This is a genomic window from Streptomyces sp. SID12501, assembly GCF_010550245.1.
In the GTDB taxonomy this organism is placed as follows: domain Bacteria; phylum Actinomycetota; class Actinomycetes; order Streptomycetales; family Streptomycetaceae; genus Streptomyces.
This window is the reverse complement of the sequence record NZ_JAAGLU010000003.1, coordinates 160,384-179,726: the sequence shown is the minus strand read 5'-3', so window position 1 is coordinate 179,726 and position 19,343 is coordinate 160,384. Positions and strand designations below refer to the sequence as shown.

The 19,343-nt window shown below is 70.4% G+C and carries 15 protein-coding genes; 12 read left to right on the top strand and 3 right to left on the bottom strand.

Annotated features, from left to right (window positions below):
• Positions 1–164: 164 nt before the first annotated feature.
• Together G3I71_RS04275 and G3I71_RS04270 are read left to right on the top strand one after the other, a co-directional pair.
• The gene (locus G3I71_RS04275) at positions 165–2,084 is read left to right on the top strand and encodes a hypothetical protein (RefSeq protein ID WP_164312553.1); all 1,920 of its coding nucleotides are present in this window, start codon (positions 165–167) and stop codon (positions 2,082–2,084) included.
• A gap of 339 nt (positions 2,085–2,423) precedes the next feature.
• Positions 2,424–2,957 carry an SMI1/KNR4 family protein gene (locus G3I71_RS04270; protein WP_164312552.1) on the top strand — a complete coding sequence of 178 codons (534 nt, stop codon included), beginning with the start codon at positions 2,424–2,426 and terminating at the stop codon, positions 2,955–2,957.
• Positions 2,958–3,038: 81 nt separating this feature from the next.
• Here G3I71_RS04270 and G3I71_RS04265 read toward each other — a convergent pair whose 3' ends face one another.
• Positions 3,039–5,717, bottom strand: a complete 2,679-nt coding sequence (locus tag G3I71_RS04265; RefSeq protein WP_164312551.1) for an ATP/GTP-binding protein — start codon at positions 5,715–5,717, stop codon at positions 3,039–3,041.
• 128 nt (positions 5,718–5,845) lie between these two features.
• Between G3I71_RS04265 and G3I71_RS04260 the strand changes: the two genes are divergently transcribed.
• The 6 genes from G3I71_RS04260 to G3I71_RS04235 all read left to right on the top strand — a co-directional run bounded on the left by G3I71_RS04260 (position 5,846) and on the right by G3I71_RS04235 (position 12,847).
• Positions 5,846–6,100 carry a type II toxin-antitoxin system prevent-host-death family antitoxin gene (locus tag G3I71_RS04260; protein WP_164312550.1) on the top strand — a complete coding sequence of 85 codons (255 nt, stop codon included), beginning with the start codon at positions 5,846–5,848 and terminating at the stop codon, positions 6,098–6,100.
• Positions 6,101–7,186: 1,086 nt separating this feature from the next.
• Entirely contained in the window at positions 7,187–7,885 is a 699-nt protein-coding gene (locus tag G3I71_RS04255; protein ID WP_164312549.1) for a FadR/GntR family transcriptional regulator, read from the top strand.
• Positions 7,886–7,932: 47 nt separating this feature from the next.
• Complete coding sequence (locus G3I71_RS04250; protein ID WP_203729282.1) at positions 7,933–9,381, top strand: four-carbon acid sugar kinase family protein; 1,449 nt, start codon at positions 7,933–7,935, stop codon at positions 9,379–9,381.
• Positions 9,381–10,244, top strand: coding sequence for a class II fructose-bisphosphate aldolase (locus tag G3I71_RS04245; RefSeq protein ID WP_164312548.1), 864 nt, complete (start codon positions 9,381–9,383; stop codon positions 10,242–10,244). The genes G3I71_RS04250 and G3I71_RS04245 overlap by 1 nt, the downstream gene beginning before the upstream one ends.
• Positions 10,245–10,481: 237 nt before the next feature.
• Positions 10,482–11,423: an NAD(P)-dependent oxidoreductase gene (locus tag G3I71_RS04240; RefSeq protein ID WP_164312547.1), complete on the top strand. Its 942-nt coding sequence runs from the start codon at positions 10,482–10,484 to the stop codon at positions 11,421–11,423.
• The gene (locus tag G3I71_RS04235) at positions 11,420–12,847 is read left to right on the top strand and encodes a GntP family transporter (protein ID WP_164312546.1); all 1,428 of its coding nucleotides are present in this window, start codon (positions 11,420–11,422) and stop codon (positions 12,845–12,847) included. Before G3I71_RS04240 ends, G3I71_RS04235 begins: the two co-directional genes overlap by 4 nt.
• Before the next feature lie 74 nt (positions 12,848–12,921).
• Here G3I71_RS04235 and G3I71_RS04230 read toward each other — a convergent pair whose 3' ends face one another.
• A complete protein-coding gene (locus G3I71_RS04230) occupies positions 12,922–14,562 on the bottom strand; it encodes a subtype B tannase (RefSeq protein ID WP_239148881.1) in 1,641 nt (546 codons plus the stop codon).
• Between the two features lie 215 nt (positions 14,563–14,777).
• Positions 14,778–15,236, bottom strand: coding sequence for an MFS transporter (locus G3I71_RS04225; RefSeq protein ID WP_164312545.1), 459 nt, complete (start codon positions 15,234–15,236; stop codon positions 14,778–14,780).
• Between the two features lie 464 nt (positions 15,237–15,700).
• On the opposite strand from G3I71_RS04225, the gene G3I71_RS04220 reads away from it, so the two are divergent.
• Genes G3I71_RS04220 through G3I71_RS04205 form a run of 4 tightly spaced genes read left to right on the top strand, consistent with a single transcriptional unit; the run spans position 15,701 to position 19,327 of the window.
• Positions 15,701–16,561 carry a fumarylacetoacetate hydrolase family protein gene (locus G3I71_RS04220; protein WP_164312544.1) on the top strand — a complete coding sequence of 287 codons (861 nt, stop codon included), beginning with the start codon at positions 15,701–15,703 and terminating at the stop codon, positions 16,559–16,561.
• Complete coding sequence (locus G3I71_RS04215; protein WP_164312543.1) at positions 16,558–18,243, top strand: FAD-dependent monooxygenase; 1,686 nt, start codon at positions 16,558–16,560, stop codon at positions 18,241–18,243. Before G3I71_RS04220 ends, G3I71_RS04215 begins: the two co-directional genes overlap by 4 nt.
• A gap of 2 nt (positions 18,244–18,245) precedes the next feature.
• Complete coding sequence (locus tag G3I71_RS04210; protein WP_164312542.1) at positions 18,246–18,872, top strand: VOC family protein; 627 nt, start codon at positions 18,246–18,248, stop codon at positions 18,870–18,872.
• Between the two features lie 23 nt (positions 18,873–18,895).
• Positions 18,896–19,327: an acetyl-coenzyme A synthetase N-terminal domain-containing protein gene (locus G3I71_RS04205; protein WP_203729359.1), complete on the top strand. Its 432-nt coding sequence runs from the start codon at positions 18,896–18,898 to the stop codon at positions 19,325–19,327.
• Positions 19,328–19,343 lie beyond the last annotated feature (16 nt).

The window sequence follows — 19,343 nt, the reverse complement described above, 5'->3', positions numbered from 1 at the left end:
ACGAGTCGGTCCGAGGCGGCGAACCGGTCATCCAAGGCATCAGGATCCCCGCGTCAGATGTCGCAGCGCCGGCTCCGGATCACGGACCCGGCCGTCGCCCCGCCGAAGCACTGGCCGGGGCTGAAAGCCTTGTTCCACCGTGAGCCGGCGGGGATCATGACCGCGTGGCGCGCCAAGAGAAACTCCACGAACTGCTCGTACACGCTGGACTCACGGTCGTCGAGGACGTGCGCCCAGGCAGTCTGTTCCCGCCTGAGGCCGGCTGGCGGATCGCGCGGGGGATCGCGGAGCCGGACAGCGTGGCCCGGGAAGCACTCGATGCCGCGTGGTGGCGCCGTCTTTGCGATGTCGACAGCGAGTTCCTGGTGGCCGTCCTCGGACATCGGATCGGCGGCAACGACTCCTTGTGGACCCGGGTCCGCTACGTCGGCGGCGGTGTGCCGGGGCTGACCGGAGACCCCGGTTTCATGGCGCTCTCCCTCGACGGGCAGGTGCTGCTGGCGGAGGTGCCCGGCGCGGACGGGCCTCGGGTGACGGCCCTCGACCGGCTGCCGGAGCGGCTGGAGGAGGCCGCCGCGGCCGCCGGGCGCGAGACGGAGGTCGAGCGCGCCGAGGTGTGGGCGGCGGTGCCCGGCCGACGTGCGTGGCCTCTGCACTGGGCGGAGGGGATCGGGTCCAATCCGGCCGCGACGGACGAACTGCTGATCCGGCTGCTGGATGTGGAGGTTGGCTTCCTGCACGGATGCGGCCGGCCCGCCGTCCTCGACGCCGCCGTGGCGCACCCTGATCCGGGGGTGCGGTCAAGGCCCGCCGACACCTTCCGGCCCAAGCTCACGTCCGATCAGTGGGTACGCCTGGTCCGCGCCGAGCCGTCGCCGGATGGACGCGCGTTCTGGGCGGAGCGTGCCCGCGTCTGGGGCGCCGAACTTCCCGGGGACCTGTACGACGACCTCCTCGCCGGCCCGTCCCGCGCCCTGGCCGCCGAACTCGCGGGGCTCCCCGCACACCACCTTCCCAGCCTCGCGGCCGACGCCGATCCACGGGTGCGGACGGCAGCCTGCGCCCGGTGGGAGGACCTCGCCGCGCCGCTGCGGGAGCGGCTGCTGGCCGACACCGACGACGAGGTGCGAACGGCTGCGCTGCTCGCCCACCACACCGGCCTCCCCATGCCCCGCGAGGTTTTCGCCGCCCTGCGCGACCCGCGACGAGCGCTCGAACGGTGCCGCCTCGCGCCCGAGCTGGAGGTGGAGCTGGTCCGGGACGGGGACGCGGAGGTACGTCGCGCGCTGGCCGCCAACCCGGGCCTGGGTGCGCACGGCGTCGCCGTGCTGGCGCAGGACCCGCACGACGACATCCGCTCCACGGTGGCGCTGCGCCCCGACCTCACCGAGGAGCAACGTGCCGCGGTACGCCACGACTTCGACCCGACGTCGATGTCGCACACCCTGCCCTGGGTCGAGGACCTGCACGGCGACACCGACGCGATGCGCCGACTGGCAACGTCGTCCCATCCGCTCATCCGCCGCGGTGTGGCCCGAGCCCGGCACCTCCCGCCGGATGTCGTGGCGCGCCTGGCACGGGACGAGGACCGGACGGTCCGCCTGTTCCTCGCCGAATCGTGCGACGACGCGCCGGCCGACATGCTGCTGGAGGTCTGGCGCTGGTGGGACGGCAGCTTCAGCCACCCCGACCGGCCCCGCAGCCACCCCAACTTCCCCCGTACGGGCCTGCTGCGCTACACCGCCGACCCCAGCGGGCGGATGCGCCGCCTGGCCCTGGACGATCCGGAGTCGACACCGGCCGACGTCGCACGCCTGGCCCGGGATCCCGAAGCCGAGGTGCGCCGCCGCGCGGCTGAGGACTACCGGCTGGCACCGGCCGACGCGGTGCGGCTGCTGAACGACCCGGAGGGTTACGTCCGCGGCACCGCGGTGCGCAATCCGCGGCTGCCGGCCCGCGTCCTGGCCGGGCTGCTGCACGACCGCGACACGGCATGCGCGGCGGTCACCAACCCGGCGATCCCGGTCCCCGTCCTGCACCGCATCCTGGCCGCGGCCGCGACAGCCGTGGCAGCCCGGCGCTGAACGCCGACACGCTGCAGGGAGGCCGTGGCGGTCCGACACCGAACTCCGGCACGCCTGGTCGGCCACCCCTGCACCAACTCCGCGAGCGCCCCCGCCGTACCCGGTCGTACGTGCCCCGTCTCAAAGGATCTGGTTCGGGAGTCGAGCTGTGACCTGCGGCGACCAGATCGTTTGAGACGCCCTGTGAGTCGGCTTCCCATCTGACGTGATTCGGCGGGGGTGGATGGCCAACTTCGTCTCAGTTGATCAGGTCCGGTGCTCGCGTGCTGAACTGCCACCAGCACTGGGTGGCCAGCCAGTCTCGGTAGTCGCGGAAGATCACGTCGCTAGTCTGTTCGTGTGACACCGACCGAGGACCGCCAGTTCCCTGCCCCACTTGCCGCTGCCATGGCGGTCCGGCTCGACCGCATCGGCGAGGACGGCGTCGACTTCGAGCCCTTCAAGGCTTTCCTGACTGCCGATGAGACAACCGACTGGTTCCGCGCGTGGACCGGTAACGGCGAGCTGAACGGCGACGCCTTCCGCGTGTTCGGCCAAGACGGCACCGGTGGGTACGCCGCATTCTGGCTGATCCGCCCGGGTCGAGTACTGGCCGAGCAGCCCGTCGTGTTCCTCGGCTCCGAAGGAGAGACAGGCGTCGTCGCCCGCGACCTGGGCGCTTTCCTGTGGTTGCTGGCCGACGGCTTCGGCCCATGGGAAGCGGCCACCTCGTACGAGCCCGAGCCCGACCGGGTCCCACATTCCAACCGCGAACTGGCTGCCATCGCGGAACAATTCGCTCCACTCCATCGCGCGGCGGCAGTTGTCGTGATCGAGCAGGCCACGCGAGAGTTCCCCGACTTCGACGACACCATCATGGAGCTCTGCCGCTGAACCCGATCGTCTGAGACCAGAGGCGAATCGGACCAGATCACCTGATCTGCACGAAGCCTTTATTTTCGTGTCAGAGTCAAGCTAACGAGTCGTGGCGAGGTGATTGCGACGTGTCGTAACCAGGTGGCGCCATCGTTCGCGGGTCTGTTGTTCTCCGTCGATCCACCGTGCTCGCGCGGTGTGCTCGGGAAGCGGAAGGCCGGCCATGAAGTGGGCGATGTCGACGTAGTAGGCGTAGTCACCGCTCTGCGTGAGGTCGCGGAGGCGTGTGATCGTGGTGGCGAGGTCGTCCTGGGCATCGAAAACGGCGTGGTGGAAGCACAGGGCCAGTTGCAGTTTCGCCGCGGCGTAGGAAATGCCGGAGACGCCGATTTCGGCGAGCAGCACGGCTGCCCGGTCGGGCACGTCTGCGGCGAACCCGACGTCGCGTACGACTGCGGCGATGCGAGCGGTCATCTCGGTGGAGCGCAGGCTGAGGCGCGACAGCAGCCGGTCCGCCAAGTCGAGTTCGTCATCGGCCCGAAGCGGGTCAGAGAAGGAGACGGCGAAGGCGAGATGCGCCTGGACCATGGCGGTCTCGCCGACCACGCCGTGTTCTTCGGCTTCGCTCCGGGCTGCCAGGTAGGCGGCTGCCGCCCGCTCCATGTCGCCTTGGACCCACCACACGTCGCCCAGCACCCGGTGGTGCCGACCCTCCCAGCCCAGCCTTCCTGCGGTTTCGACCGCCGTCGGGAAGTCTCCGGACAGCCTGCTCAGGTGCGCCAGGCCGCGTCGAGCGGCGGAAGCGAGCCGACCGTCGGCGGAGGCGACACGCCACATGTTGCGGCGCGAATCATCGGTCAGGCCGAGGTCTCGCTGGGCCTTCGCCAGGTAATACGTGGCCAGTTCGACCAGATCATCAGGGAGCAGCCCCGAGGCGAGGACGGCCGAGAGCCGACCGGCCGTGCGTTCACGGTGTTCGTGCTGGCGCCGGGCGACGGCGCTGAGCGTTTCCACCAGGGCGTCCGCGGCAGTCCGTAGGCCGCTTGATGACGTGTCATGGGTGGCCGGGGCCGGGAGTGCCAGCGGCTCCCAGACGCAATCCCCGACGTACTGGAAGGCGGCATCGGCGAGCCAGCCGAGATCGAGTCGGAAGTCCCGTGCGAGGAGCAGCCCTTGGGTAAGACAGCCGACCAGGAGGGCGCGGTCGCGTCGTGGGTCCCGGCGCCACTGGGACTCCAGGGCGTGGAAGGCACGCTGGACCGCGCGCTGCCAGTCCTGCTCGGACCAGCGGTCGTCGCTGTCGTCGTCCGCGTTGCGAATGGCGGCACGGATCAGGTCGTGGACATGGAAGGGCCATACACCGGCGGAAGACTCCCGGATGAAGGGGCGCTCGGTCAGCCGTAGGGCGGGCGCGTCGTGGTCCATGCCGGCGACCTGGGTGGCCAGGGGCACGGAGAACGCGCTGAGTAGGCTGACCGCACGGAGCACGTGGCGCTCATCGGCGGTCAGATCGCTGAGGGTACGGGCGATCAGGGCGGGGAAGTCGTGGTCGAAGTCGGTGACCTGCGGCTGTCTGCCGCCGCGTCGGAGTTCCAGGTAGCGCATGACCGACAGGTCCAGGTACAGAGGCAGTCCATGGGAGTGCTCGGCGATGATCCGGCGGATCGGGTCGCCGATCAGCGGCTGCCCGTCGCGGCTGAGTCTGCGGGCCAGATAGTCCTCGCAGTCCTCGGGGGAGAAGTCGCCGATCAGGATCTGGCGGCCCGATACACCTAACCTGGTCTGCGCGGTGTCGGGGACGAGGCCGGGCCAGGCGTCCGGCCCGGTCCAGTCGAGTTGTCCTTCCACACTGGTCTCCGCCCACTGGAGGCGGTTGCGTCCGGTGACGACGAAGAACGCGTTGGGCATCAGCCACACGACGCGCTGGAGCAGACGCTCGAAATCGCGGTGTGTACGGTCGCCGGTGTCCTCGAAGGTGTCGAGCAGGATCACGGGTAATGCGCCCTTGTCCGACGGGAGTTGAGCCAGATCCCAGGAGAGGAGGTGCGGGTAGAAGCTGAGGGCTTCCAGGTCGGGCTCGGCCTCCAGGAGGTCGGCCAGACGGGAGCAGCCGGCCAGAGCGCGTACGGACTGGCGCCGCTCGCGTAACGCCTTGATGAGCGCTCCGGCCCCGAGACCGAGCGCGCTCCCTACAGTGCCGGGCAGGAGCAGGGCCTGGGCGACGTCGCTGAGAGCGGACTGCATCTGCTGGGGCAGGGCGGCAGCGGCGCTGAAGCGGCTCAGCAGCCCGCCCCGGCGCAGATGGTCCTCGATCGGTTCACCCGGGTGGTTGTGCTCCCAGTAACGGCGCAGTGCGAGATCGAAGGCGGGCATCGGCCGACCGAGCGCGGCGACGGCAAGGCGGATGGTGAGAATGACGCGCTCGAAGTCCATGCCCGCGGCGCGCGAGAAGTCGATGCGGACCGGCAGCGTCCGATCCTCGGGGTGGGACGGCGATTCCCATTGCACGGGGCGGTGCTCGCTGCGGGCGAGCGATGCCTCGATCTTGCGGGAGAGCGTGGACTTGCCGATCCCACCCACGCCGTGGAAGACGAGGATGTTGCGGCGGGGAGCTTCCAGGTCCTCCACGTCGAAGTCCGCACCGGTCACGTGCCGGAGGTGTCCTGCGAGGCCGGCCGTGACCGCTCGCCACTGTGCCTGCCGGTTCGTGAACGCCTCATTGGCGGCGATGCTCCGGTCGTTCGAGCTGAACAGTGTTCGAAGGTCCTGCCCTGCCATCGCTCCCCCAGACGATCAACTGCAGCCAATCTATGCTCCCTTGAGGACCGCCTGGCAAGTCTGCATTCAGGCAGGGAAGGCAGGTCGCGTCCACCTGGTGCGCAGTCAGTGATGAAGGAGGGGTGATCGTGAAGACCATGACGTATTCCGAGTCTCGGGCGCGGTACGCCGAGGTGCTCAATGCCGTTACCGACGACCGTGAAGAGGTCGTCATCACCCGGGCCGGACATGAACCGGTCGTCATCGTCTCCCTTGAGGACTACGAGTCCCTGAAGGAGACGGCGTACCTGCTGCGCAGCCCTGCGAATGCCCGGCGCCTGCTCGCATCCATCGACGAGCTGGAAAACGGCGGCGGTACCGTGCGCGAGCTGACGACCGACTGACAAGGGCCGCGAATGAAGATCACCTTCTCCTCTCGCGCCTGGGAGGACTATCTGTGGTGGCGGCTTCAGGACCGGTAGTCACGCAGTTAGTCACGCACCACGAAATCAGGGCCGCCCACTACTTGAGTGGGCGGCCCTGACCTGGCGTTTTACTGTCGGGGTGGCGGGATTGGAACCCACGACCTCTTCGTCCCGAATGAGGTCCGGACAAGATCAATACCGGCCGAGGTGGATGATTATGCAGGTCAGGCTAGCTGTCTCGGTTGGTGTGGCGAGGTGTTGCGAGGGTTCTGGGAGAAGGTCTTCTCCCAGATTTCTCCCAGCCGATCGAGCGGCGGTACTGCGACTGTCGAGTCTTGTCGCGTTGCGCACGGGAATTTGCGCGCCTGCAGTGTCACTTGGAGTTCGAGGGCTTCGGCCAGTCCGTATTTCGCGCGGCGGCATCGAGGATGTCGCCGAGTCGTAGCCACGCTGTTGGGCCGGAGTGTGAGGCGGGGTCGGTGGCGAAGCGGGACCATGCCTCGTTGCTGTCGCTGAGGGAGGTCGACACGGTCGATGCCACAGCCTTGTGGGCCGTTCCATGCCGTTGGCCGCCCATGGTCAAGGCTGTCCAGGTGGGCAAAGCGCGGATGAGTTCCGTAGTGCAGTCCGGGAGCGCCAAGACTCGGCGAGTCCATGCCTCTCTCAAGTGAGGGCCGCACCCCCAGGCGCTTTCGGAGGTCCGTGGTGATCTGGGTCAAGGCTGCCTCTGGGGCGGAATGACGCGCCAATGCCGCGTGGCTCGCCCTGGCGGCCCTGGCGCACAACCTGGCCCGCGCCGCCGGCGCCCTGGCCGGAGCGTTCCATGTCAGAGCGACCACCGCCACCATCCCTGGCCGGGCGAGGGGAGTCGACGGGCCGCTCGGCGGCGTGGTCGAAGAGACGCGATGCGGATGCCGCGGCGACGAGGTGGCGCCCGCCTCCATGATCCCCAATTGTTTCCGACCGGAGGGTATTGACGAGTCCTACCTCCGGTGTCATCGTTTCCGACATATAGACATCAGATGTCTGACGTCAGATGTGATCACGGACGAAGAGGTTCCCGCCATGTCGCTCCCCGATGACCTTGCCGAGCAGCTGCTCACCGCGATCATCGACGGCCAGTACCCGCCGGACTCCGCGCTCCCGCCCGAGGGAGAACTCTCGGAGCAGGGTGGGGTGAGCAGGCTGACCGTGCGGGAGGCGGTCAAGCAGCTGCGTGCGCAGAACGTCGTACGGGTGGTCCGCGGCCGGGGCACCTACGTCAACGCACCGGACCGCTGGACCGCCCTGGAGCCGGTGGTGCGGGCGGCCTCGCGCACCGCGAGCGGCGCCCTGTCGGAGCGGCTGATCGAGGCACGCCGGCTCATCGAGAACGGCGCGTGCGAGCTGGCCGCCTCCCGCCGCACCGAGGAGGACCTGGACGTGCTGCGCCAGCACCTGGCGAGCATGCGCGAGGCGGCCGACGCAGGCGACACCGAGCAGTTCGTGCAGGCCGACATCGACTTCCACGACACGGTGATGCGGGCGACGGGCAACCTCTTCGTCCCCCTGCTCTTCGAGCCGTTCGGCCCGCTGCTCGTCGGGGGGCGCCGGGAGACCTCGGCCGTCCCGGAGATCCGCACGAACGCCATCGCGCACCACGAGGCGGTGCTCGCCGCGCTGGAGTCCGGCAGCCCCGAGGCCGCCCGGACCGCCATGGACGGTCACATGAACCAGACCGCCGACGACCTGCGCACCCATGTGATCAAGCGCGACCTCGACTGACGTTGCCCAGCTCCCCCCAACTTCCCGTTAGAGACCAGGAATTCGCCATGTCCCTACCTCTCCATGCCCAGACGGGGCCCGTCAGCGAGGCCGCGGTGCTGGATGGGCTCCCGCCCATCCGCGAGGTGAGCGCCGCCGAGGTGGCCGCCCGGATCTCCGGCGGCGCCCGTCTTGTCGTCCTCGACGACGACCCGACCGGCACCCAGACGGTCGCGGACGTGCCGGTCCTGACCTCCTGGACGGTGGACGACCTGCGCTGGGCGCTGCGCCAGGACAGTGCCGCCTTCTTCGTCCTCACCAACACCCGCAGCCTGTCGCCCCAGGATGCCGCCGCCCGCAACCGCGAGGTGGTCCGTGCCCTGCACACGGCGTCGGCGGCCGAGGGCACCGCTTACGTGCTGGCCAGCCGTGGCGACTCGACCCTGCGCGGCCACTTCCCCCTGGAGACCGACGTCCTCGCCGAGGAACTGACCGAGCTGGGTGTCGGCGCCCCGGACGGTGTCGTGCTGGTCCCCGCCTACATCGAGGCCGGCCGGCTGACCGTCGACTCCCACCACTGGATGCGCACCGTCGACGGACTCCTCCCGGTCGGTGAGAGCGAGTTCGCCCGCGACGCCACCTTCGGCTACCGCAGCTCCTCGCTGCCCGAGTGGGTCGAGGAGAAGACGGGCGGGCGGGTGCCCGCGGGCGAGGTGCTGCGCATCACCCTCGACGACCTGCGTGGTGGCGGCCCGGAGCATACGGCGCGGTTGCTGTCCTCGCTGAGCGGCGGGCGTACGGCCGTGGTCGACGCGGTCTGCGACGACGACCTGCGCGTGCTCGCCCTGGCTCTCGCCCAAGCGGAGGAGAACGGCACACGGCTGCTCTACCGCGTCGGGCCGTCCTTCGTCAGGGCCCGCGCCGGACAGGCCGGGCGGCCACCGCTCACCCCGGCGCAGTTGCGCCCGCTGCGCGGCGACACGCCGCACGGGCTGATCGCCGTGGGGTCCCATGTGTCGCTGACGACGCGGCAGTTGGACCGGCTGCGGGAGCGCGGCGGGATCGCCGAGTACGAACTCGATGTGGCCCTTCTGCTCGACGAGGAGCGGCGTGACGCCCACATCGCCGAGGTCGCGGCCGCGGCCGCCGCCGCGCTGGAGACGGCCGACGCCGTGATCCGCACCTCGCGCACCCTGGTGACCGGCGCCGACGCGGACGACAACCTGGCGATCTCCCGCCGGGTCTCCGCCGCGCTCGTGGAGGCCGTACGGCAGGTCAACGCCACCCGGCGGCCCGCCTTCGTCGTCGCCAAGGGAGGGATCACCTCCAGCGACACCGCCACCCACGGACTGGAGATCCGCCGTGCCTGGGCCCGGGGCACCCTGCTGCCCGGCATCGTCTCCCTCTGGGAGCCCGTCGACGGACCCGCCGCCGGCATCCCCTACATCGTCTTCGCCGGGAACGTCGGCGGCCCCGACGCCCTCGCCGACGCCCTCGCCCTGCTCCGGAGCGCCTGATGCTGCTGCACGGAACCGACGCCCTCAAGCAGGCCGCCGCTACCGGCCACGCCCTGCCCGGGTTCGTCGCCTACAACCTGGAGACGGTCCAGGGCATCACGGCCGCAGCCGAGACCGCCGGAACGCCCGTCCTGATCCAGGCGGGCTCCGGCTCCTTCAAGCACGCCGGGCGCAAGGCCCTGATGCGGCTGGCGCTGGACACCGCCGAACACTCGACCGCCCGCCTCGGCGTGCACCTCGACCACAGCCGGGACCTGGACGAGATCACCGCCTGCCTGGAGGCGGGCTACACCTCCGTCATGGTCGACGGCTCCCACCTGCCGTTCGCCGAGAACATCGCGCTGACGAAGGAGGCGGTCCGGCGGGCTCGTCACCACGGCGCCTGGGTGGAAGCCGAGCTCGGCGCCCTGCCGGGCGACGAGGACGTTTCCACGGGCGCCGTCGCCAAGACTGCGACGATGACAGACCCCGCGCAGGCGGAAGAGTTCGTGGACGCCACCGGTGTGGACGCCCTCGCCGTGGCCGTCGGCAACGTCCACGGCTTTCCCAGGGACCCGGTCCGCCTCGACCTGGAGCGGCTGGCCGCGATCCACGCGGCCGTACCGGTCCCGCTCGTCCTGCACGGCGCCAACGGCCTGCCCGTCGAAGAGCTGCACGGCGCCCTCGCGCGCGGCGTCGCCAAGGTCAACGTCAACGCCGAACTGCGCCGCGCCTACCTGGAAGCCGTCAACGCGACCCTCCCGGCCGCGCTGCCCGGCTCCGACGTCGTCTCCGTCTGGGCGGCGGGCCGCGACGCGGTCCGGGACACCGCCCTGGAGGTCATCGGCCGCCTGAGTCCCCGTGCCGAAGGGGGAGACGCGTGACCTTACCCCGGCCCCGCTGACGACGAACCGCACCACCGCGTCGTACGGCACGAGACCGCCGTACGACCGCCCGCCGCATCGCACCACCCTCGCGAGCCGCCCCGACAGCCGCCGGCCCCTGCGCCATCCCCCTCGCAGACGCCGCAGCTGAGCGCACCCCTTCACTTCTGGCGGCGCCTTCCCCACCGCCGGCAGCCGACTTGCTCCTCTCCCCTTTCTCTTCGCAGGAGGACAAAGATGTCTCCCCACCCCCGTCCCCACACGGCCGTCATCGGCCTGGGCGCCATGGGACTTCCCATGGCGCGCCGCCTGGCGGGCGAACTGCCCGTCTCCGTCTACGACATCGCGGCCGATCGGCGATCTGCCCTGGCTGCCCAGGGCGCCCGCGACGCCGCGTCCCCGGCCGAGGCCGCCCGTGACGCCGACGTCGTCGTGCTCGCCGTACGCGACCAGGCGCAGGTCGAGGGCGCGCTGTTCGGCGAGAACGGCGCCGCCGAAGCCCTGCGCCCCGGCGCGGTCGTGATCCTCACCAGCACGGTCGGCCCCGAGGCGGCGCGCACCACCGCTGTGACGCTGGCCGAGCGCGGTGTGCTGACCGTGGACGCGCCGGTCAGCGGCGGTCCGGTGCGGGCCGGAAACGGCGATCTGCTGATCGTCGTCGGCGCCGAGGACGCGGCGCTGAAGGCGGCCCGGCCGGTCCTCGACCTGCTCGCCTCGACGCTCACCGTCGTCGGCCCGCGTCCCGGCGACGGCCAGGCGATGAAGGCGGTCAACCAGCTGCTGGCCGGCGTGCACATCGCGGCTGCCGCCGAGGCGATCGCGCTCGCCCGCGGGCTCGGACTGGACCCGGGCACGGTCGTGGAGAGCCTCAAGCACGGGGCCGCCGGGTCGTTCATGTTCGCCGACCGCGGGCCGCGCATGGTCCAGGCGTACGAGGACGGCGCCGAGGTCGAGGTGAAGTCGCGGCTCGACATCTTCGTCAAGGACATGGGCATCGTCACCGGCATCGCCAAGGACGCCCACGTCCCGGTGCCGCTGGCCGCCGCTGCCGCACAGCTCTACCTGCTCGGCGAACGCGCCGGGCTCGCCGCCCGTGACGACTCCTCCGTCGTCACCGTCCTGTCTCCCAAGCCGTCGGGAATATCCGCAGAAACAACCCCGGAAGGAGAGGGACGATGAGCCACACCGCCCTGCTCACCATCGCGGTCGCCGGTGTGGTGACCCTGCTTCTGCTCATCCTCAGAGCCAAGGTGCAGCCCTTCGTCGCCCTCGTCGTCGTCAGCGTCGGCGTCGCGCTCGCCGCGGGCGTGCCCGCCGCCGACCTGGTGAAGACCATCGAGGACGGCATGGGTGCCACCCTCGGCCACATCGCCACCATCATCGCGCTGGGCGCGATGATCGGCCGGATCATCGAACTCTCCGGCGGCGCCCACGCGTTCGCGCACTCCCTGATCGAGAAGTTCGGGTCCCGGCGCACCCCGCTCGCCCTGACCGTCGCCGGATTCGTCCTGGGCATCCCGGTCTTCTTCGAGGTCGGCCTGATCATCCTGATGCCGATCGCCTACGGCGTCGCCCGCGCCTCCCGCAAGCCGCTGCTGATCTACGCACTGCCGATGGGCGCCGCGATGCTCACCGTGCACGCCTTCCTGCCGCCGCACCCCGGCGCGGTCGCGGTGGCCGCGACGATCGGCGCCAGCCAGGGCCTGATGCTGCTGCTGGGCATCCCCGTCACGGCGGTCGTCGCCCTGCTCGGCTACTTCGTGTCCCGTCGCCTGACCCGCCGCGAGTACCCGATGGACCCGGTGGTGTACGCGGAGGTGTACGGCGAGCCGGAGGCCGGAGACGGAGGTGGCAGCGCGCCGGCTTCCGTGGCGGACGGCCACGGCACCGCCGTACTCACCAAGCCCGCGCCCTCGGAGACCGACGTCCGCCCGCCGTCCTTCGGCATGGTCCTGGCGCTGATCGTCACCCCGATCCTGCTGATCCTCCTCGGCACCATCGGCCAGAACGCGCTCGCGGAGGGCTCCACCCTGCGCGCCGTACTGACCGTCCTCGGTGCCCCGATGGTGGCCCTGCTCATCGACGTCGCCCTGTGCGGCTGGTTCCTGGGTGCCCGGCGCGGCTGGGACCGCGCGCGTATCGCCGAGGTGATGGGGTCCGCGCTGCCGCCCGTCGCGATGGTCATCCTCGTGGCGGGGGCGGGCGGTGTCTTCGGCAAGGTCCTGGTCGCCAGCGGCATCGGCGACGCGATCGCCGACGTCCTGGACCGCACCGGGCTGCCCGTACTGGTGCTGGGCTTCCTGACCGCCCTCGCTCTGCGCGCGGCCCAGGGCTCGGCGACCGTGGCCCTCATCACGACCGCCGGCATCCTCACCCCGCTGCTGCACCGGGCCGACCTGTCGACGGGTCAGCTGTCGCTGGTCGCCCTGGCGATGGGCGCGGGAGCCCTGGCGCTGTCCCACATCAACGACGCCGGGTTCTGGATGTTCACCAAGCTCGCCGGTCTCGACGTGGCCGCGGGTCTGCGCACCTGGACGGTCCTGACGACCGTCATGGGATGCGCCGGCTTCGCCCTCACCGCGGCGCTGTGGCCGCTGGTCTGACCCGGCCTGCCGAACACACGGAGCCGCCCGCCCGAGTCCTGACCGGCCCGGGCGGGCGGCGATGTGCGCCGGGGCTACTTCTTCGCGCCCTTGTAGCCGGTGACCTTGGCGATCCAGGCCACGAAGTCGGGCAGATCGGTGTTGGCGCCGTGGCCCTGGTCCCAGTAGTAGAGGTGGTTGACGTCGTCGCCGAGGCCTGCCGCGGCCGCCGCCAGGTTGGCGGAGATGACGTGCGAGGTGTCGGTGTCGTTGGTGCCGAGGCGGATCCACCAGTGCTTGGTCCGCTTCGGGTTGGCCTTCTCCAGGAGGTGGTGCATCGGGTTCATCAGGTCGAGCTTCGCGGGGATGTCGCTCGCGACGCGCTTGGTGGTCAGGCCCGTTGTGTCGTTCTTGGCGCCGTACGCGGTGTAGTGGCGGGCCTTGGTGGTGCCCGTGCCGAACTCGTTGTTCTCGCCTGCCGACAGGTCGAAGGGGTCGAAGGCCGGGGTGGTCTTCTTGCGGGTGCCGACGTGGGTGAGGAAGTCGTCCCAGGTGAAGGTCGCCTTGCCGTTCTTCCAGGTGATGAAGGTGTTCTTGGCCAGGTAGGTCTCGCGCTCGGAGTCCGACAGGTCGGTGAGGTACGTGGTGGCCGAGGGCTCCAGGTACTCCTTGACCAGGTACTCGTCGTAGTTGCGGGCGGTGAGCGTGCCGAAGCCCGAGCCCTTCAGGCCGCGCAGCCTCAACTTCGCCTGGTACTCGGCGAACTGCGACTGGAGATCCTTGGACACCTTCTGGTCGACGACCTTGCCGGTGGACTGGGTGACGTTCGTGCCCCAGTTCCACTCGTAGGCGCCGTCGGCGTGCTCCAGGTCGGTGATCGGGCACCAGGCGCCGGTCGCGAAGATCGCGTCGGAGGCGTCGGCAGCGCCGATCTCCTTGAGGAGCCTGTCGTAGAGCGGGCTGTCGCCGGAGGCGCCGAGCAGCGAGGACAGGGCGCCGCCCGCGCTCACTCCGGCGGAGACGATCCGGTCGGTGTTGCCGGGGATGCGGCCCTTGTTGGCGCGCAGATACCGCACGGCCGCCTTGAGGTCGACGATCGCCGCCGGGGCGGTGCCGTAGTACTCGCCGGCGGAGTTCGTCGTCGTGCGGCCTCGGGCGCCGGGCTCGACGACGACGTAGCCGGCCAGCAGCGCCATCTGCGGCATGGCTTTGGCACCGCCGCCGCCTCCGCCGGGCGGGGCGGGGGCGGCTGTTGCGGTGGCGGATGCCGACGGAGACGCCGAGGCGGAAGGGCTGCCGCCGCCAGGGGGTCCTCCGGACCCCGCGGCGCCGCCGATTCCGGTGGCCTCCGCCACGGAGGACTCGACGTAACCGGCGATGACGTTGGACAGGACGATGGGCGCGTTCGAGGCGTCCACGGCCTTGCCGTCGATCTCGACGGGCACGCTGACGATCAGACTCTGGTACTTCTCGTTGACCGGCTTGGAGACGTACGTGATGGCCTTCCAGAAGTGGTAGGTCACGTCGTGGGCGGTGCCGTCGGTGTCCGTCAGGGTCGTCGTGATCTCGGTGTAGCCGTCCGGGTCGAAGACCAGGCCGTCCGAGGAGGACGACGAGTCGGAGGCGGTCTCGCTGGACGCCTGCGCGCTGACGGCGATGCCGCCGACCGCCGCGACACCGGCGGTCGCACCGATCCCCAGAACGACCGACCTGCGCTTGATTGCCTTGTGCTTCAACTTGATGCCCTCTCCGGAAGTGTCCCACCGGTGCTCACAGATGGTCGCGGACTGAGTGATCCGCTCCTGCGAACATAGAGAACTGTTGACGATGATGCCAACGATCCCGCTCGTTTCATGGGCGACCCATATGACCTCATGGGCGGCTCACAGCGACGTCCCGCCCGGTACACAGGAGAACTTCCGGAGTGCGGCCTGGCGGCCAGGTCAGGAATTCACTCCCTCCCCGCGGTGCGTGCCTGCAGGAACGACGTGATGCGGGTCCGGGCCGGTTCGCCGTCTGCCAGGGCCGCGATGAGCCTGGCCTCCTCTTTCGGTGCGACGGCGATGACGAGGCTGCCGAGCGCGGTCAGGGACATGGCCGGCACCATGCTGCGCTGCCGGCCGCTCCGGTCGGCCGGCCACCCGAAGAACAGCCCGCCCACAGGGCGCATGACGAATCCGACGGCGAACACCGCGAGGGTCGCGAGCATGGCCGAGGTCGCGTCGGCCGGGTTGAAGAACTGCTGGGCGAGAAGGGGAGCGAACGCCGCGTAGGCGGACCAGTCGTACCACTCGAGGGCGTTCCCCACGCCCCCGCCGACGACGACGCGGGTGCGGGAGGGTGAGGTCGTCGAAACGCTGTCCGTGGTGGTCACCAGCGGTTTTCCGGGGGACGAGGGCGCAGCGGGCATGGGAACTCCTGTTCGATGAGTGGCACGCGGCATGCCGGGAGACAGGACGAAACGAGTCGGCGGGGGAGAGTGCCGACGGGCGGCGGGAGCGGGCGGAAGCCGATGGGGCGGCGGTGGGAGCGACCGCGGCTCTCGGCTTCGGAGTGCCGAGGTAGGCGTGAACACAGGTGCGCGTTTTCGCGGTCGTCAAGACGCGTGCGAGCTCCGCCGGGCGGCCGACCTTGATCGATTCAAGGTGAGGCGCGTACGGCCGGGGGCCCTCACCTTCGGCGGCCGGAGTCTCCAGGACCACTGCTGACCTGGCCTCTTCGTCGCCATGGCGTCCGGCTCAAGAGTCCGGTGACAGGGCGGTGCGTGCCGTGCCCATTGACTTCTCATAAACCTATATGTTTCGCTCAGTTTGCCAGTTCGCGGCGCGGCCCGGCAGCCGCGACGCGACGCCTTCCCAGTGAGGAGTCCGCGCTATGCGACTCGCCAGCTTTCGAGTGGGCGGACAGGACCGTTTCGGGATCGTGGCCCCGACGGGTCTGATCGACGTGTCGGAGCGAGTGAGCGCTTCCGACCTGAAGACGGTGATCGGGCACGGGGCAGCCGCCCTTGAGCCGTTCCGGAACGCGCCGAGCGACTGGTCGTTCGACGACGTGACCTGGCTGCCGCCGGTCACCAACCCCACGCACGTCATCGGCATCGGCCTGAACACGAAGAGCCATTTCGAGGAGACGGCCGAGCTGATGCGGCGGGTGCCGGGCGACTATCCGGCGTATCCGCGTCTGTTCACGCGCAGTCCGCTCAGTCACGTCGGCCACGGGCAGGCGCTCCTGGTTCCCGAGGTCTCGGACCAGCTCGACTACGAGGGCGAGATCGCCCTCGTGATGGGGCGGCCGTGCCGCTACGTCCCCGCCGAGAAGGCCATGGACCACGTGGCCGGGTACGCCTGCTACAACGACGGCAGCGTCCGCGACTTCCAGACCCACTCCAGTCAGACCACGGCCGGGAAGAACTTTCCCTCCTCGGGGGCGTTCGGCCCATGGCTGGTGACGGCCGACGAGATCCCCGACCCGTCACGGCTGACCCTCCGCACCCGGGTCAACGGGCAGGTGCGGCAGCAGCTCGACATGGCTGATCTGATCTTCGGTTTCGCCGAACTGGTCGCGTACGTCTCACAGGTATTCGAGCTGCGGCCGGGCGACACGATCCTCACCGGTTCCCCGGCTGGCATCGGAGCGCTTTCCCAGAACTGGCTGCGGGCCGGCGACCGCGTGGAGATCGAGATTCCCGACGTCGGCGTCCTCAGCAACCCCGTGACGAACGAGAGGCGGCCATGACCGGCCAGGACACGCGCACCGGCGCAGCCGATTCCCCCGAGGTCCTCATCGTGGGGGCCGGACCGGTCGGCCTCACGCTGGCGATCTCCCTCGGGCAGCGCGGGATCCGCTGCCTGCTGGTCGAACGCAGCCGCTCGGTGGGCACCCTGCCGAAGATGGACCTGTGCAACCCGAGGTCGATGGAGATCTTCGGACGGCTCGGCCTGGCGGAGAAGATCCGCGCCGCTGGGTGGCCGCTCGACGCCCGGCCCGACGTCTACACGGGCCCGTCGCTGGCCGAGCCGCCGTACGCGGTGCTGTCGTACCCGTCCATCGCCGAGACCCGGGAGCGCGTCGCGACGTGCGCGGACGGCACCGAAGCCCGGGAGTCGTACCAGCGCATCTCCCAGTACACCCTGGAGGCACTGCTGGGCCAGGAGGCCCGGGCGCTGCCCACCGTGCGGGTGTGCTTCGGTCACGAGCTGACCGGCTTCAGCCAGGACGCGGACGGCGTGCACGCCGAGATCCGCAGCGCGAACGGCGAGAAGAGCACCGTCATCGCGCGCTACCTCGTCGGGTGCGACGGCGGCGGCAGCCTGGTCCGTAAGACGCTGGGCATCGAGTACTCGGGGCGCGCCCGCGTCGCCCGCAACTACCAGATCTTCTTCCGGTGCCCGGAGCTGCTGGACAAGGCCGGCCTGGAGCCGTTCCGGCACTACTACCTCGCCGGGGCCCGGCAGGGGGTGCTGATCGCCCAGGACGACCTGAAGCGCTGGTCACTGCATGTACACATCACCGCGGACGCCGATGTGTCGCGGCTCGACCCGGCGGAGGAAGTGCGCGCCGCGCTCGGCCTCGACCTCGACCCCGAGGTACTCCACGCCGGCGCGTGGACCCCGCACCTGCTGGTCGCCGACCAGTACCGCGACGGCCGGGTCCTCCTGGCCGGCGACTCGGCGCACCAGTACATCCCGACCGGCGGGTTCGGCCTGAACACCGGGATCGGCGACGCCGACAACCTCGCCTGGAAGCTCACCGCCGTCCTGCGTGGCTGGGGCGGTCCCACCCTGCTGGACAGCTACCACGCCGAACGGCACCCGGTCGGAGTGCGCAACTGCCGGGCCGCCGAGTACGCGGCCACGGGCGTGGAGACCTGGCGCAGGCTCTACGACCCGGTCGTCGGACACGACACACCGGTCGGCCGCGAGCGGCGCCGACTGCTCGCCGCCGCCTTCAACACCTACCAGCGCCGCAGCCACGAGCAGCACGGGACCGAACTGGGCTACCGCTACGCGCTCTCACCGGTCTGCAGCCACGAGACCGGCCCGCTCCCGGACCCCGACAGCCCGGTGTACCAGCCCTCGGCAGCGCCCGGCAGCCGCCTGCCGAACGCCTGGATCAAACCGGGCGCCTCCGTGCACGACCAGGCCGGCACCGGCCTGACCCTGCTCGCCCTCGACACCCCGACACTCACGACGGACCGGTTCCTCGGCGCCGCCCGGCAGCGCGGCGTCCCGCTCGACGTGCTCCGTCTCGACGGACGCGGTGACCTCCGGCAACTCTACGGCGCCTCGCTGCTGTTGCTCCGGCCCGACCTGCACGTCGCATGGCGCGGCGAGGACACCGACGTGTCACCCGATGACGTCCTGGATGTGTGCACGGGCCGGCGAACCCGCCCCGACAGCCCCGACACGAAGGCATGACGATGACGACCACGACGACAGCCCACGTGCCCGAACCCCAGCAGGGATTCCGGCCCCGCGAGTACGCCCACACCGTGCTCCGCACCACGCAGCCGAAGGCCCTGATCGACTGGTACGGCAAGGTGCTCGGCCTGCAGGTGGTCCTGGACCACCCCATGATCAAGTTTCTCACCTGGGACGACTCGCAGGACCGCCTCGCCGTCATCCCCGTGCAGGACGCGGTGGCGCCGCCGCCGAACGCGACCGGCCTGGACCACACCGCGTTCACGGTCGCCTCACTCAAGGAACTGACCGACCAGTACAGGGCTCTGAAAGCGCAGGGCATCCTGCCGTTGCGCTGCATGAACCACGGCGTCGCCACCTCGATGTACTACCTCGATCCCGACGGGAACATGATCGAGCTGACCGTCGAGGCGTTCGCGTCCACCGCACAGACCAACGCGTGGCTGGCGACGGGGGCGTTCGACGCCAACCCGGCCGGAGCGCTCATCGACCCGGAGGAACTGTGTGCCCGCGTGGACTCGGGTGAACCGGAGGAGCAGATCCTCACACCGCACCCGCAACACGCCGAGCTGCTGCACGAGTTCGTCGAAGCCGTGCGCAAAGAGCGGCGGGGGAGCTCTCGTTGAGGGGGCGACACGATCCGGTCGTGATGTGGAAGCCGCCGGCGGACGCATGGGAGAAGTCGGCGCTCGGCAGGTTCGCGGGCTGGCTCGCCACACACGGCCGGGTCGAGGCGCACGACTACGAGAGCCTGCGCGCGTGGTCGGTCCGGGAGCCGTCGCTGTTCTGGCAGTCGATCGCCGAGTACTTCGACGTGCGGGTCTCCCAGCGGTGGGAGACCGTACGCACGGATGACCCGATGCCCGACTGCCGATGGTTCACGGGATCGACGCTCAACTACGCCGAACACATGCTCCGCACGACCGGCCCGGCCACCGCGATCCACGCCCGGTCCCACACGCGCGGCCCCTTCGAGGTCAGCTTCGACGCACTGCGCGACCAGGTGGCGCGCACCCGGGCCGGCCTGCCACAGCGAGGACCTGGATCTGAGGCAGACCTGCCCAGCTTGATAATCTCCTAGGATTATGGATCGTTCC

What these genes read in the sequence shown, in the direction of transcription:
- G3I71_RS04210 (WP_164312542.1), top strand. Translation starts at nt 18,246, where the DNA reads ATGACGACCACGACGACAGCCCACGTGCCCGAACCCCAGCAGGGATTC.
- G3I71_RS04240 (WP_164312547.1), top strand. Translation starts at nt 10,482, where the DNA reads ATGTCTCCCCACCCCCGTCCCCACACGGCCGTCATCGGCCTGGGCGCC.
- G3I71_RS04205 (WP_203729359.1), top strand. Translation starts at nt 18,896, where the DNA reads ATGTGGAAGCCGCCGGCGGACGCATGGGAGAAGTCGGCGCTCGGCAGG.
- G3I71_RS04265 (WP_164312551.1), bottom strand. Translation starts at nt 5,717, where the DNA reads ATGGCAGGGCAGGACCTTCGAACACTGTTCAGCTCGAACGACCGGAGC.
- G3I71_RS04255 (WP_164312549.1), top strand. Translation starts at nt 7,187, where the DNA reads ATGTCGCTCCCCGATGACCTTGCCGAGCAGCTGCTCACCGCGATCATC.
- G3I71_RS04215 (WP_164312543.1), top strand. Translation starts at nt 16,558, where the DNA reads ATGACCGGCCAGGACACGCGCACCGGCGCAGCCGATTCCCCCGAGGTC.
- G3I71_RS04220 (WP_164312544.1), top strand. Translation starts at nt 15,701, where the DNA reads ATGCGACTCGCCAGCTTTCGAGTGGGCGGACAGGACCGTTTCGGGATC.
- G3I71_RS04245 (WP_164312548.1), top strand. Translation starts at nt 9,381, where the DNA reads ATGCTGCTGCACGGAACCGACGCCCTCAAGCAGGCCGCCGCTACCGGC.
- G3I71_RS04250 (WP_203729282.1), top strand. Translation starts at nt 7,933, where the DNA reads ATGTCCCTACCTCTCCATGCCCAGACGGGGCCCGTCAGCGAGGCCGCG.
- G3I71_RS04225 (WP_164312545.1), bottom strand. Translation starts at nt 15,236, where the DNA reads ATGCCCGCTGCGCCCTCGTCCCCCGGAAAACCGCTGGTGACCACCACG.
- G3I71_RS04235 (WP_164312546.1), top strand. Translation starts at nt 11,420, where the DNA reads ATGAGCCACACCGCCCTGCTCACCATCGCGGTCGCCGGTGTGGTGACC.